Annotated in this window: 11 protein-coding genes; 10 read left to right on the top strand and 1 reads right to left on the bottom strand. The window is 61.8% G+C overall.

Translation table 11 applies throughout. The annotated features are described in order from the left end of the window. Positions 1–113: 113 nt before the first annotated feature. From ACZYZ4_RS09220 to ACZYZ4_RS09245, 6 genes are all read left to right on the top strand, one after another. On the top strand, positions 114–1751 hold the full coding sequence (locus ACZYZ4_RS09220; RefSeq protein ID WP_463860148.1) for a cupin domain-containing protein: 1638 nt from the start codon (positions 114–116) through the stop codon (positions 1749–1751). A gap of 171 nt (positions 1752–1922) precedes the next feature. Further along, positions 1923–2456, top strand: a complete 534-nt coding sequence (locus ACZYZ4_RS09225; protein ID WP_463860150.1) for a hypothetical protein — start codon at positions 1923–1925, stop codon at positions 2454–2456. Then, positions 2449–3621, top strand: a complete 1173-nt coding sequence (locus ACZYZ4_RS09230; RefSeq protein ID WP_463860152.1) for an MFS transporter — start codon at positions 2449–2451, stop codon at positions 3619–3621. Before ACZYZ4_RS09225 ends, ACZYZ4_RS09230 begins: the two co-directional genes overlap by 8 nt. 7 nt (positions 3622–3628) lie before the next feature. Beyond that, positions 3629–4927: an aspartate aminotransferase family protein gene (locus ACZYZ4_RS09235; protein WP_463860154.1), complete on the top strand. Its 1299-nt coding sequence runs from the start codon at positions 3629–3631 to the stop codon at positions 4925–4927. Next, positions 4924–5847 carry an NAD(P)-dependent oxidoreductase gene (locus ACZYZ4_RS09240; protein ID WP_463860155.1) on the top strand — a complete coding sequence of 308 codons (924 nt, stop codon included), beginning with the start codon at positions 4924–4926 and terminating at the stop codon, positions 5845–5847. Before ACZYZ4_RS09235 ends, ACZYZ4_RS09240 begins: the two co-directional genes overlap by 4 nt. After that, entirely contained in the window at positions 5844–6545 is a 702-nt protein-coding gene (locus ACZYZ4_RS09245; RefSeq protein ID WP_463860157.1) for an HAD family hydrolase, read from the top strand. The genes ACZYZ4_RS09240 and ACZYZ4_RS09245 overlap by 4 nt, the downstream gene beginning before the upstream one ends. 338 nt (positions 6546–6883) lie before the next feature. Here ACZYZ4_RS09245 and ACZYZ4_RS09250 read toward each other — a convergent pair whose 3' ends face one another. Beyond that, positions 6884–7489: a malonic semialdehyde reductase gene (locus ACZYZ4_RS09250; RefSeq protein WP_463860159.1), complete on the bottom strand. Its 606-nt coding sequence runs from the start codon at positions 7487–7489 to the stop codon at positions 6884–6886. A gap of 400 nt (positions 7490–7889) precedes the next feature. On the opposite strand from ACZYZ4_RS09250, the gene ACZYZ4_RS09255 reads away from it, so the two are divergent. The 4 genes from ACZYZ4_RS09255 to xdhC all read left to right on the top strand — a co-directional run bounded on the left by ACZYZ4_RS09255 (position 7890) and on the right by xdhC (position 13753). Further along, positions 7890–8279, top strand: coding sequence for a serine hydrolase (locus ACZYZ4_RS09255; RefSeq protein WP_463860161.1), 390 nt, complete (start codon positions 7890–7892; stop codon positions 8277–8279). Between the two features lie 716 nt (positions 8280–8995). Beyond that, entirely contained in the window at positions 8996–10522 is a 1527-nt protein-coding gene (locus ACZYZ4_RS09260; protein WP_463860163.1) for a xanthine dehydrogenase small subunit, read from the top strand. Continuing rightward, positions 10519–12933 carry a xanthine dehydrogenase molybdopterin binding subunit gene (xdhB, locus tag ACZYZ4_RS09265; RefSeq protein WP_463860165.1) on the top strand — a complete coding sequence of 805 codons (2415 nt, stop codon included), beginning with the start codon at positions 10519–10521 and terminating at the stop codon, positions 12931–12933. The genes ACZYZ4_RS09260 and xdhB overlap by 4 nt, the downstream gene beginning before the upstream one ends. Position 12934: 1 nt before the next feature. Beyond that, positions 12935–13753: a xanthine dehydrogenase accessory protein XdhC gene (xdhC, locus tag ACZYZ4_RS09270; RefSeq protein ID WP_463860167.1), complete on the top strand. Its 819-nt coding sequence runs from the start codon at positions 12935–12937 to the stop codon at positions 13751–13753. Positions 13754–13793 lie beyond the last annotated feature (40 nt).

Below are 13793 nucleotides of genomic sequence, written 5' to 3' on the forward strand. Positions count from 1 at the left end.
TGGTAATTTTTTTACCAATCCACTCATAACTTGGTAAGTAAATTACGAAGCAGTCAAAGATGACCTGCCCGCCGCATGCGGCCGGCAGCCCTGGGGGAAGGATCGGTACGTGCATGGCTCTCGGCAATCGTGACAAATTCAAAACTCCGGCCCGGACCTCGAAGACGACGGAACCGGGTCGGGACACCGCGGCCCTGCCACAACGGGTACAAAAAGCAGGGCTGTTCACCGCCTTCGCCGGGATGGGCGGCACGACATCGATAGTTCCGGCGATCATCCCCTTGACTGCCCACAACTCAAACAGCCCGGTCTCCGAATACCTCGGCGTCGTACCCGCGCTCTTCTTCGGACTGATGGCCGGGGTGCTGCTCTCGTCAATTCTGCTGCGGGCGACGAGCGCGGCCGCCACGCTTTCCGCCGGATCGCTGCTTCAATTCGCTGCACTCATCGCAATAGCCGCTGCACCGGACGGTGCTGCCTTCGCGATATCGGCCGGGGCCGCGGGCGTGGGGTTCGGCCTGTGCGAAGCCAGCGGGAGCATCATGGCACGCGTCGTCGCCGGCGAGGGGACCACGAGCCTGCTGTCTGCACTAACCGGAACCGTCGCCCTCGTCGCGGCCCTCGGCCCCCTGCTTATCGTCGCGGGGCTTCTCGGCGCGAACGCGGTCCCGCTGCTGGCATCGATCGCGCTCGTCCACCTGACCACGGCCGCCCTCTTCCTCTTTGCGCCAAAGACCGGCAGCGGACCGCAGGGGACCGGCGCTTTGACCGATCCCGCCAGAACCCGCCCGACAGCACTGCTCCTCCTGCTGGCGCCGGTGTCGGCAGCCCTCTTCGTGTACGTCGGCGTCGAAACAATCTTCGCCGGATGGTCCGCAGTCATCCCCGCCGAAGCTCTGGCACTGGACGCCACCGCTGCAGCAGCCGGAACGTCCGCTTTTTGGGTCCTGATGGCCGCTGGCCGTTACGCAGCATGGTTCGTCCTCAAGACCACAGTGACGCCATCAGCGGTCCTCATCTCCACCTGCTCCATCGCCGTGACGGGCCTCGCCGTGGCGGGTGCCCTCAGGCAGGCCCACCCCGTGGCCGCTCTGGTCACGACGGGCGTGGCCATTGTGTGCCTGGGGCCGATGTACTCCCTGATTCTAGGAATCGGACTGACCCGGGTCAAAGTCCAGGACGCCAAAAAAGCGGTCGGCCTACTGGTCGCCTGCGGCGCGGCAGGCGGCGCCTGCATCCCTGCCGCACTCCTCTCGGTCACGTCCCACCCAGGGAGCATGGGTGTTTTCCTTACGGCCGCGGCGCTGACAGCGGCCATAGTGCCGCTCATCGTCCGTCGACGCCCCCAGCAGCTTCCGCCGAACCACACCAGCCAACACTGCATAGAACCGGAGAACAAAATGGCAGTTCTGCACGACATCGAAGAGAGTCTGGCAAGCAAAGAACCGACCGCTCCCCCGTCCTGGACCAACGCCCACCTCGCCCTGGTCAACGAAAACGTCGTTCTTCACAGCGGGGCAGGGATTCTCCAGGGAGCATGGCACTCACAGGACAGCGACGAGGTGCTACTGGTCCTTAGCGGTCGATGCACCGTCGAAACGGGAGAGGGAGCCTTGACGGCCGGCGCAGGCCAGCTCATCCGCATCTCCGCCCACGAGCCGCACCGGGTCAGCACCGGTGAGGCGACGGTCCTGGTCGCGATCGAAGGCTCGTCGGCACTCCGAACGCCGCTGACCGGCCCAGGCGCATGAGAGCAGAGTTTTCGCGGAAGCCAGCATGTCGATGGCGTTGTCGCACTCGATGACGGCAGCACCGACGAGTCGCTGAAAATCCTCACGTCCGCTGCCTGCATCACAGAAATCATCAGGATCCATCCGGACGAAAAGACGGAATGGAACGAACCGCGCAATCGCGAGCTGCTGGTGACTGCTGGTCAGGCACTGGGAGCGGGCTGGTTCGTCGCCTACGACGCCGACGAGCGCCCGGACAGCCGGCTCTGGAACCAGTGGAACCTTTTGACCGATGTGGCGGACGCATCAGGGGCAATCGGGATCAGCCAACCACTCCGGGAGATATGGGACCGCCCCGATAATTATCGCTGTGACGGGGTCTGGGGACGGAAGCGGAAAGTGTCGATCTTCCGGAACCTGGAATCTGATCACCAGTTCGACCCGGCCCAGTGGCACGGGGAATGGTACCCCGCCCAGTTTCTGGGAACGGATCGTTTCCTGCTGACAGACGTGAACCTTTACCACATGAAGATGCTGCACGCCGCGGACCGGGAGCAGCGGATGAAGCGCTACCTGCGCCTGGATCCTGATCGTAAATTTCAGGAGACCGGATACGAATACCTCGTAGACGAGGCCGACATCGCACTAGCGCCGATCTCCCCGGTGGAAGGCTACGCCGGCATGGCCAGCGGCGCCGAACACAGCCGAACGGTGGCGCATGAGTAAACCCCTTGTACGCTCACGGCTTCTGACCCTGTTTGCCGGGACTGCCCTGGTCATTCCCACCACCAGCTACCTTTGCGCGCAATGGGGCTGGAGTCCCGCCGCTACCGGTGGCGCCGTCAGCCTCATGACGGGCGCCGCTGTGGTCTTCGCTCCAATGTGGGGCGTCCTTGACGACAAGGCGAACGGGCTCGGAATGCGCCTTGCCTCCGGTGTTGCGACGATTTCATGCGCACTTCTGTGGATCTGCGCAACCTGGGGGCCCTCCGGTGGATTCGCTGTGACAATCAGCCTGGCCCTGTTCGGAGCCTCAAGCGGAGGCATCGAACCGCTCATATCGGCGCACATACAACGGCTGCAGCTCATGGCAAAGTACCCGGGCCTTCGCTTGTTTGGAACGGGCGGTTGGGTGCTGGGCCTGGCGGCAGCATCCGTGGGAGTCATCACCGGAACACTGGAAACCGTCTATCTTCTTGCCGGCGCTCTCTTCGGATACCTTCTGATTGCCAGCTCTTCGGGCAACGTGACGGCGCCCGAGCGGAGACAAACACAATGGCGCCTCCAGCGACCCGTGGTGTTATTCGTCCTGATCGGCCTTCCCATCCCGATTTCGGCCTACGTCTACCTCGTCTTTTCTGGGGCTGCATTCCAGTCACTCGGTGTCACACACCCTGGCGCACCGTTCGTCACACTGCTTCTGCTGGCGGTGCTCGAAGTGCCAGCCTTCCTGCTGGTGCAAAAGATCATTCCCGGCCATGGACTGGTTCCCCTGTACGCGGTCGCGATGGGATGTCTGGCGCTCTCCTGGCTTGCCCTGATGGTGGCAGACGGCAACATCCTGCTCCAGGCAGCTGCACTCGTGACTCATGCCGTGGCGGCCGCCCTGTGGGCGTCCTTGCAGGTCAATGTCGTCAGGCATTACTCAAAACCGGGACAGGCAGGTTTCTCCCAGGCATCAGCCTCAGCCATGGCCAAGTGCCTCAGCGCGACTATTGCCGGTGTGGTCGCCGGCTGGCTTATGGGCGCCGTGAATGCCATGGCCGCCGCCTGGTTCATCCTCATGCTCTGCCTGCTTTCTCTCCTCTGCTTGATCGCCATCTTCAGGTCCTCGGGCTTCATGGCGTCAACGAAAGTTCCCCGCAACGAATTATTCCCAATCGAAAGGTGACGTACCCATGTCAACTGTGCTGGATAACATCCATGGAACGACCGGCTCCGCGAAAACCCTCGCCGACCGGGACCGCGAATTCGTCGCCCGCCCGACGACGCGGATTCCCGTCGCCGTCAAAGGCGGTGACGGCGCCTATCTCGTGGACGCCGACGGCAGGTGCCTTCTCGATCTCACCTCCGGCTGGAACGTGGCAAACACCGGGTGGAACCACCCCAGGGTCGTCGAAGCCGTTGTACGGCAGGCGCGCCAGATGTCCTTCTCGCCCCCCTGGTGCACCCACGACGGGCGTTCCAGCGTCGCCGAAAGGCTCAGCGACCTGCTCGGCGGCGGATACAAGGCGCTCTGCGGTGCGACCGGGAGCGAGGCTGTCGAGGCGGCACTCAAGGTGGCCCGCCGGGCCACCGGTCGGCAGGCCATCGTCGGATTCACCGAGGCGTACCACGGCGGAACCCTGGGTTCGATGCAAGCGGGCGGCGTTCCGCAACTCCATGCCGTGGATGTCCCCAGCACCGAATTTCACCGTTACGCCCCCATCCCGGACGCACTGCGCTCCAATGGGGTGGACTACGCGGCAGCCCTGCGGGAGGTGCTGGCGAGCGGACCCGCGCCGGCAGCCATCCTGCTCGAACCCATTTTCACGAATCCTGGCGTCATCCACGGCGATGCCCAGTTCTACGCCGCTGTGCAACAGGCGGCCCGAGAGGTTGGCGCGCTCATCATCATGGACGAAGTCGGAACAGGATTCGGCAGAACCGGTCACGCCTTCGGCTTCCAGCACTGGGGGATGGATCCCGACATCGTTGTCGTCGCCAAGGCCCTCACGTCCGGTGCGGTTCCCATGGCGGGAGCACTGATGAAGGAGGAGCTGTCCGCGGCGGTCGCCGGGCCGGGGTTCTCCTCCACCTTCGGCTGGGTCCCGCTCGCCTGCGCGGCCGCCCATGCGTCGCTGGATGTCATCTCTGACGAAGACCTGGTCGCGCGGGCGGCAACCCTGGGGCAGCGGGGCCTCGACCGGTTCTCCGGTCTCGTCGCCACCTACCCGAGCGTCGCTGCTGTCCGGGGCAAGGGCCTGGAAATGGGCATCGAATTTACCGATGAGAACGGCAATCCCTTCGCCCGGCCCCCCATGGAGAACCTCACCAGCCGCCTTCTCAAGCGGGGGATTTTCGCCGAGCCGTCCTCATATACATCGACACTGCTGCTCATGCCGCCACTGGTCATCACCGACGAGGACTGGGTCCGCGCGCTCGATGCCATCGAGGAAGAAGTCGCTGACATGACGCGGATGGGAGAATTCCAGTGAGCCAGACTTTCCGGGTGGGCGTTCTCGGCCTGGGCGCGATGGGCAGCCCCGTTGTGGAGCATCTCCTTGAAATCGGCGCCAGCGTCATAGTCTTCGACGAAGACTCTAGCAAAACCAGCGGACTCGTCCAGCTTGGCGCGACGGCCACAACATCTGCCGCGGCCATGGCCGACGAAGTCGACTGGATGCTGCTATTCCTCCCCGGCCCGCAGGAAGTCGCCGCAGTCGGATCCGAGATATTGGCCGCGCCTCGGCGCCTTAAGGGCATCATCGACTGCACTACGAGCGACCCCACCGTTTCCCGAGACGTGGGGGAACGGCTCGCCAGCGCCGGCGTCCTCTTCGCAGATGCCGGCATGCTGGGAAATCCGCCGCTTGCCCGCACCGGATCACTACTTCTGCTCCTGGGCGCGACGGAGGCGGATGCCGGACCGCTGATGCCGCTGTTGTCCCTCGTCAGTCGGAAAGTCTTCTATCTGGGCCGCGTCGGCGGAGGTCACGCCGCGAAGCTCGCAGCAAATGAGCTGTTCACCGCCCAGGTTGCGGCAATGGCGGAAGCTCTGGCGGTGCTTCGGGCCCTCGACGTGGACCACGACGTGTTCCTCAAAGCGCTTTCGGCCACCGGAGGACGAGGAGTCGGACTTGCCGACATCGGCAAAACCATGCTAAGTGAACCTCCCGCTAGGGGGTTTGCGCTGCGCCTGGCAGCCAAGGATGTCTCCCTGCTGGACGCATTGGCGGGTAATTCCGGGGTCCCGGCCCCTGTCGCCGCGGCGCTGGCAGGGCTCTTTGCCGCTGCCGCAGGGAATGACGGCAATGCCGACTACACCCGCGTGTACCACCACATCGTGCAGACCCAGGGGGAAGGAAACGAAACCTCGTCCGACATCAACCGCACACCAGCACACAACGCCACATGAATTCCGTGGGCGCAGTCATTTTCGACATGGACGGTGTCCTCCTTGATACACCGAGGATCCACCGCGAGGTCTGGCTCGAGTTCGCATCGAATGCCCCCTGGGCTGAGGTCCGAAATTACGAGTCAACGTCCGCCGGGAGACGTTCCCGGGACGTTCTTGATGAACTCATCGCGCACCGGGTTTCGCCCGGGCAGATCGAGGACATTGTGACCTATCTCCATGGAGATTTCTTACGACGCTGCCGGGGAGAGGATCTGGTGTTTCCCGCAATGCGTCAGGCCGTAGAGCACCTCCGGGGGAATGTACCAATAGCTCTGGCTACGAGCGCCCCGGGCTACGTCGCCGTGCAAATGCTGGATGATCTCTTCAAGTCCTTTGATGCGACGATCACCAGCGACGAATGCGGCAAAGGCAAGCCGGATCCGGAAGTGTATGCCCGCGCGCGGGAAGCACTCGTGAACGTCACCTCGCCGGTCCTCGCGGTAGAAGACACGTCGATCGGGGTGAAGTCGGCGGTGGCCGCAGGCTGTACGACGTGGGCGCTTGCTCCGGATCCGACGGCTGCCTCCGATGCGGTTCGCGCTGGAGCTTCCGTCGTCGTCTCCGACGTCACTGATCTGGCAAATCTGATCGTCGGATCCGCCAGCTGGTCATCAAGTCCCTCACACGGAGACATGCTCGTACCCCTGGACACGTGACGCCAGGGACGGGTGCACCAGCTCTCGCAGGAACTGGCGCACCCGCCCTCCACCGGGAAAATTATCACCCGCACCCGCGCAACCAGCTGCTGCTACCGGAATCAGCGCCCGAGAAAGACCCTGAAACTGCCTTGGAGAACGACCGGACGCCTCATACAACTCATACCTGCCCCCCGGCCGAGCCGCCACTGATCCTGTCCCGACGAACAGCCCCATCACCGGACGTGAAACGGCACCAACCTCAAGCGAACCAACGGGCCACACAGTACTGCCCGAAACAGAAGCAACCGCCGGCCAACCCGCTGGCGCGAATCAGCGACCATCATGAAAAATCGAGGTTAGACGGTGCGGACAACGTCCTCGTAGCTGAACTTGGGCTTTGCTGCGCCCCAGGCGTCTTCGCCGGCCTGGCCGATGTTGACCACCAGGAAGCTCTTCTGGTCGCCGGCGGGGAAGAAGGCGGCGTCGATGGCGCTGAAGTCGGCTCCGGTCATCGGGCCGGCGGCGAGGCCGAGGGACCGTACGGCCAGGATGAAGTAGCCGGCCTGCAGGTGGGCGTTGTTGTTGCCGGTGGACGCGGCCAGGTCGGGAGCGGCGTCGTACATGGCCTTCGGTGCGTTGTACTCGGGGAGGAAGTTGTCCCACTGCTCGGCCCAGGCGGTGTCGTAGCTGAGGACTGCAACCAGCGGTGCTGAGGCGGTCTTGGCCTTGTTTCCGTTGGCCAGCGTGTCGACGAGCGTGGCGCGGGCCTCATCAGAGCGGACGTAGGTCACGCGGAGGGGCTGGGAGTTGAAAGCCGTGGGGCCGAACTTGGTGAGTTCGTAGATGGCGCGGGCCTGATCCTCGGTCACCTCGCCGGTGAAGGAGTTGGCTGTGCGGGCCTCGGCAAAAATGGCGTCGACGGCGGCCGAATCGATAACCGCTTCTTCGTGGGCAATAGTCATGGCGTACCTTTCGCTGGGCCCGCTCATCGTAAATGATGGGCCGGCAGTCTGCTTTCCATAGTTGTAACTTCAAGCACGCCGTTCCTCTTCCCATGAAGCGCGTGACGTTCACCACAGCGGAGCCGGGATTGCCGTTGCCCCCCGTACGCAGGAACATGGGCGGTATCGGCGCAGCCTGCGTGATCGTGCTCCTGCGTCTCCCGACCCAGCAGGGACGTGATGACATGTCGGAGCCCCGGAAACGCCCATTGCCGGTCCGGCTCTCCGCCGTTCTGGCCGCCGCCGCGACAGTCTTGCTGACGGGCTGTACAGCCCGACAGTCTTGCTGACGGGCTGTACAGCCTTGCTGACAGGCTGTACAGCGGCGCCGCCGGCGCCTGTGCAAGTCACCCGCGAGACCGTGACCTACAGGACCATCCTGGAGGAATTCAGCAAAAGGATGCTGGACCTTGGAGCCCCGGCAGTCCTGATCGAGGCGCGGATCGATGGCGAGAGGTTTTCGTCGGCGGGCGGGGTCCGCAGCCTTGAAACCCCGACGCCGGCCGAGGTCACCGACCCGGTGCACGTCGCCAGTGTCACCAAGTCCATGGTGGCCGTTTCGGTCCTGAAGCCGGTGGAGGAAGGCGTCATCCAGCTCTGGGACCCGGCGGGAAGGCACCTCCGTCAACGTCCTGATGGTGAACAATCCGCAGATGGAGGATCTGCAGCGGGCTCACCGCGGATAACTTCACCAAGGAAACCGGCATCAAAGTCCCGCCGGAAAACGCTTCCAGAACGACCGCTTCGTTGAGAACCCCCCGCAGCGCCCACGCTTTGCCCACATGCTGCCCACATTCATGGTAAAAACCAATGATCTAGCGTGAAAATCCCCGAAATCTAAGGGTTTCCCGCGCCGGGCCAGGCGCGGGAGAGGTTTCAAATTCCATCGTCACCGCGAAATGCAAGGCCCTTGCTTCCCTTTGTTTACAAGGAAAGCAGGGGCCTTCGCTTGCCCGTATCAGTGTTTTGGGCACACTTGCCAGCAAGACGTCGTGATCCAGGGCGTCTGAAACGGAGTCCAGATCCGCGCCAAAGAGGTCCGCGTAGACATCCGGCGTCATGGCTGCCGAGCTGTGGCCAAGCATCTTTTTTGGACAGCTTTTTGGCCTTCCCGGCAGGTCTACGCCCCGCGCGTGGTGGTTAGGGTCCGGCGATCCGCGATGCCGCCGTCTGCTATCGATTGGGCGCAGGCGGCCTATGTTTGCTTGTCGGTCCGGTCAAGGCCGCTGTCAGCGTTTCATCGCTCGGCCTGTCGGCTCAGTGATGGTAAACCTGCCGTGTTGGCATGCGTCGTATCCGGATTGTGGAAAATATCTTCCACAAAGGTGTAGAGTTTCCTATGTGTTACGGGTCACGTACGACTGATGCCAAGCAGAACCGCCGCTGTACACCACTGAACTGACGAGCAAAGAAGCCAGTAGTTGAGAGGTCCTCTTGAATTAAGAGGAACGTTGAGGAGCGTGAAACATGGATGAAATCAAAGTGACCGTTAACGGTCAAGTCCGAGGCTGTGACGGCGTGGACCCGAATACCCGGCTCCTCGACTGGCTGCGGTCAGAGGGCCTCACCGGTTCCAAGGAAGGCTGCGCCGAAGGCGAGTGTGGTGCCTGCGCCGTGCTGGTAGCCCGGCCAGACGGAACCGATCGCAGCAGATGGACATCAGTGAACGCCTGCCTGCCGCCTGCCTTGGCGTTCGACGGCCAGGAAATCATCACCGCCGAAGGCCTCGGTACCGCACCGAGCCCCAATGTGAAAGAGGAGCTGCACCCGGTCCAGCGCGAAATGGCTGACCGCGGAGGATCCCAGTGCGGTTACTGCACCCCCGGCTTCGTCTGCTCCATGGCCGCCGAATTTTACCGCCCCGAGCGGGTCGCCTCCGGTTCCGGCAACACTGTTTCCGGCAACACCGTGCAGGCCAGTGCAGAAGCGCCCAACGAGGAGCACGAAACCGACCACGAGTGCGGGCCCAACGGCTTCGACCTGCACTCCTTGAGCGGCAACCTCTGCCGCTGCACCGGCTATCGGCCTATCCGGGATGCGGCATATGCCCTCGGCGCCCCAACGGAAACCGACCCCCTCTTGCAGCGCCAGGACAGCCCCGCGCCGGCCGCTGTGCACACTCAAACCACCGTGGACGGCGCACAGTTCCTTCGCCCACAAACCATGGAAGAGCTCTTTGAGCGTCTCGCGCAGAACCCTGAGGCCAAGTTGGTGGCCGGTGCTACCGACCTCGGGGTGGAGGTAAACATCCGGCACACCCGGCCTCCGTTAGCTCTGGCCATTGACCGGCTCGAGCCGTTACGGGAGCTCCGGATTGGCAGCGATTTGATCGAAATCGGAGCCGCCTTGACCCTCACAGAGATCGAACGCGAACTCAACGGAAAAGTTCCCCTGCTGGCCCAGCTATTCCCCCAGTTCGCCTCACGGCTGATCCGCAACGCCGCAAGCTTTGGTGGCAACCTCGGCACCGGATCCCCCATCGGTGATTCAGCTCCGGCCCTGCTTGCTTTGAACGCTTCCCTGGTCCTGGCATCCAAGAACGGCGAGCGAACGGTCCCCCTTTCCGAGTACTTCACCGGATACCGCCAGACGGTGAAACAACCCGGCGAGATCATCCGCACGGTGCAGATCCCGCTTCCCCTCGCGGAGAAAACTGCCTTCTACAAGATCGCTAAGCGTCGCTTCGATGACATCTCCAGTGTTGCCATCGGTATTGCAATGCAGCTGGATGAAGGCACTATCACCTCCATCCAGATCGGCTTGGGCGGCGTTGCAGCCACACCTATCCGGGCACAAAAAGCCGAGCAGGTTCTTCTTGGCAAGCAGTGGACTCCTGAGGTAGCTGCCGAAGCTGCGGCTGCAATGGCCACTGAAGGTACTCCTATTGATGACTTCCGGGCCAGCTCCAAGTACCGCTCAACCATGCTCGGACAAGTAATGCTCAAGTTCTATGCGGAAACCCAGTCCGCCAACACGTTGGAGGTAAGCAAGTGAAATCTCTGGCCGATCGTCCCGCAAACCCGGTTGTTGGAACTTCCGTCTCCCATGAGAGCGCTGCCCAGCACGTCACCGGCGCCGCGCTCTACACAGATGACCTTTACTACAAAGATCAGAATGTGCTCCATGCCTGGCCTGTTCAAGCCACGGTCGCCCACGCCAAAATAACCTCGCTCAACACCGATGCAGCTCTAGAGATCCCGGGCGTTGTCCGCGTTCTTACAGCTGCAGACGTGCCAGGCATCAACGATGCAGGCATCAAGCACGATGAGCCGCTCTTCCCCAGCGAGATCATGTTTTATGGCCACGCGGTGTGCTGGGTTTTGGGTGACACCCTTGAAGCAGCACGTCTGGGAGCCGAAGCAGTCACCATTGACTTCGAAGTACTCCCCTCGTTGATCACCGTTCCTGAAGCTATTGCAGCGGAGAGTTTTCAGGGCCACCGGCCTACAGTTACCCGCGGCGACGCCGATGCAGCCCTTGAGGCTTCTGCCTACCGCTTCAGCGGCGAGCTGGAGTTCGGTGGCCAGGAGCACTTCTATCTGGAGACTCATGCCTCGTATGCCCGTGTTGATGAGGGCGGGCAGCTCTTTGTTCAGTCAAGTACTCAGCACCCCTCAGAGACTCAGGAAATTGTGGCTCACGTTCTTGGCTTGAACAGCCATGAGGTGACAGTTCAGTGTGTCCGCATGGGTGGTGCATTCGGTGGTAAAGAAATGCAGCCGCACGGTTTTGCAGCAATTGCCGCTTTGGGTGCAACCCTTACCGGACGTCCAGTACGCTTGCGCCTGAACCGCACCCAGGACATCACCATGACTGGAAAGCGACACCCCTTCCTCGCTAACTGGGAAGTTGGCTTCGATAAGGATGGTTACATCCAGGCGTTGAAGGCCACGCTTACTAGCGACGGCGGATGGAGCCTTGATCTTTCCGAGCCAGTTCTGGCCCGCGCACTGTGCCACATTGACAATGCCTACTGGATCCCTAATGTGAAGGTCAACGGCCGGATTGCGAAGACCAATAAGACTTCGCAGACTGCTTACCGCGGTTTCGGTGGCCCTCAGGGCATGATCGTGATCGAGGATCTCTTAGGCCGTTGCGCTCCACTCTTGGGCCTGGATCCAGCCGAGTTGCGCCGTCGTAATCTCTATTCACCCGGCCAGAGCACTCCTTATGGTCAGCCGGTAAGGCATGCAGAGCGCTTGGTGACCATTTGGGACCAGCTTGTTGAGCGTTCTGATCTCAAGGCTCGTAAAGAGCAGATCGCTGCCTTCAACGCTGCACACCCGAACACTAAGCGTGCCCTGGCTATCACTCCGGTGAAGTTCGGCATCTCCTTCAACTTCTCCGCGTTCAACCAGGCGGGCGCTCTTGTACACGTGTACAAGGACGGCTCCGTACTGATCAACCACGGTGGAACTGAAATGGGCCAGGGCTTGCACAGCAAGATGCGCCAGGTTGCCGCAACCGCTCTGGGTGTGCCGTTGGAAGCCGTTAAATTGGCCCCGACGCGTACTGACAAAGTGCCCAACACCTCGGCAACTGCTGCGAGTTCGGGTACCGACCTCAACGGTGGTGCAATCAAGAACGCTTGTGATCAGATCAGTACACGCCTGGCTGAAGCCGCTGCCCGCAAGTTCAACGTGCACCCTGACGATATTCGTTTCTCTCAGGGCAAGGTCACTGCTATCAGTAGTCCTGATCAAGAGATTGCTTTCAATGATTTGGTTCGCGACGCTTACTTCCAGCGCATTCAGCTTTGGGCTGCCGGGTTCTACCGCACCGAAGGTCTGCACTGGGATCCCGTGAAGATGCGTGGCGAGCCGTTCAAGTACTTCTCCTTTGGTGCTGCGGTTTCCGAGGTTGAGGTGGACGGCTTTACCGGTGCGTACCGTCAATTGCGCACTGATATTGTTCACGACGTCGGAGACAGCCTTTCGCCGCTGATCGACGTCGGGCAGATCGAAGGCGGTTTTGTCCAGGGTGCCGGCTGGTTGACTCTTGAAGAACTCCGCTGGGATGTTTCTGATGGGGCGAACCGTGGGCGTCTTGCTACCCAGTCTGCAAGTACTTACAAGCTGCCGAGCTTCTCTGAGATGCCTGCAGAATTCAATGTCCACCTCTTTGAGCAGGCCACCGAAAGTGGAGTTGTGTACGGTTCCAAAGCCGTGGGTGAGCCACCTTTCATGCTCGCCTTCAGTGTTCGTGAGGCTTTGCGTGAAGCTGTTGCAGCCTTCAGCACAAGCAACGGAGCCGTAGAACTTCCTAGCCCTTCCACTCCAGAAGGCATCTTCTGGGCCGTTCAGCGGGCTAAGGATCCTTCTTCAGTTTCAGAGACAGTTGCTGTTTCATCTGCTGCTTCATTGGCCGCTGCTGAGACTCCTCTTTCACCGGTTCCTGTTCACTAACATGGACTGGCTACAAGCGCTGCAGGAGCTGCGTTCTGACGGGCTGCCAGGTGTTCTGGCAACCGTCACTGAAGTACGTGGGCACGCCCCTAGGGAGGCCGGAGCGAAGATGTTGATCGGCGCCGAGGCCCTCTGGGGCAGCGTTGGTGGCGGAAACCTGGAGGCAACAGTGGTGGATCGGGCCCGTCCCATGATCGCATCCGGCACTGCTGTTCCAGAAAGCCTGGACTTCTCGCTCAACGAGCACGCTGCAACTGAGCATGGACAACAGTGTTGCGGAGGCGTAGTCCGTGTGCTCCTCGAGCCGTTTCCTTCCCGCCCCACTGTTGCCATCTTTGGGGCAGGGCACGTTGGACATGAACTGGCCAGGATACTCTCCCGCTTGTCCTTAAACGTCCATCTTGTGGACAGCAGAGCCGATCAGCTGAGTTCAGAGCGGCTCGCAGATGTGATGGAGGGGGCTGCCGAGGTCCATTCCCATCACAGCCCGGTTCCGGATACATTGCTGGGAGAATTGCCCTCCGGTACTCATGTGTTCATCATGACGCACGACCATGCCGAGGACTTTCTGCTGTGCGACGCCGCGCTACGTCGGGACGATTTAGGCTCAGTGGGTCTGATCGGTTCCAAGGCTAAGTGGGCGCGGTTTCGTCAGAGGCTCAAGGGTGAAGGGCACCTTCTGGCCGTTATCGATCAGATCAGCTGCCCGATAGGGCTTCCTGACATCACAGGAAAAGCCCCGGCCGTGATCGCCATCAGCGCCGCCGCCAAGCTGCTCCAGACAGTCCCGTCCGCGGCGATACCCATGGAAAGCGAGTAGTTAGGTCCCTGCTTCCCCCTTCATAAGGAAAGCAGGGGCC

This window comes from Pseudarthrobacter adonitolis (assembly GCF_055412845.1).

Excerpts from the sequence above, each read along its gene's own strand:
- ACZYZ4_RS09230 (WP_463860152.1), top strand. The coding sequence starts at position 2,449 with ATGAGTAAACCCCTTGTACGCTCACGGCTTCTGACCCTGTTTGCCGGG.
- ACZYZ4_RS09250 (WP_463860159.1), bottom strand. The coding sequence starts at position 7,489 with ATGACTATTGCCCACGAAGAAGCGGTTATCGATTCGGCCGCCGTCGAC.
- xdhC (WP_463860167.1), top strand. The coding sequence starts at position 12,935 with ATGGACTGGCTACAAGCGCTGCAGGAGCTGCGTTCTGACGGGCTGCCA.
- ACZYZ4_RS09235 (WP_463860154.1), top strand. The coding sequence starts at position 3,629 with ATGTCAACTGTGCTGGATAACATCCATGGAACGACCGGCTCCGCGAAA.
- ACZYZ4_RS09260 (WP_463860163.1), top strand. The coding sequence starts at position 8,996 with ATGGATGAAATCAAAGTGACCGTTAACGGTCAAGTCCGAGGCTGTGAC.
- ACZYZ4_RS09220 (WP_463860148.1), top strand. The coding sequence starts at position 114 with ATGGCTCTCGGCAATCGTGACAAATTCAAAACTCCGGCCCGGACCTCG.
- ACZYZ4_RS09245 (WP_463860157.1), top strand. The coding sequence starts at position 5,844 with ATGAATTCCGTGGGCGCAGTCATTTTCGACATGGACGGTGTCCTCCTT.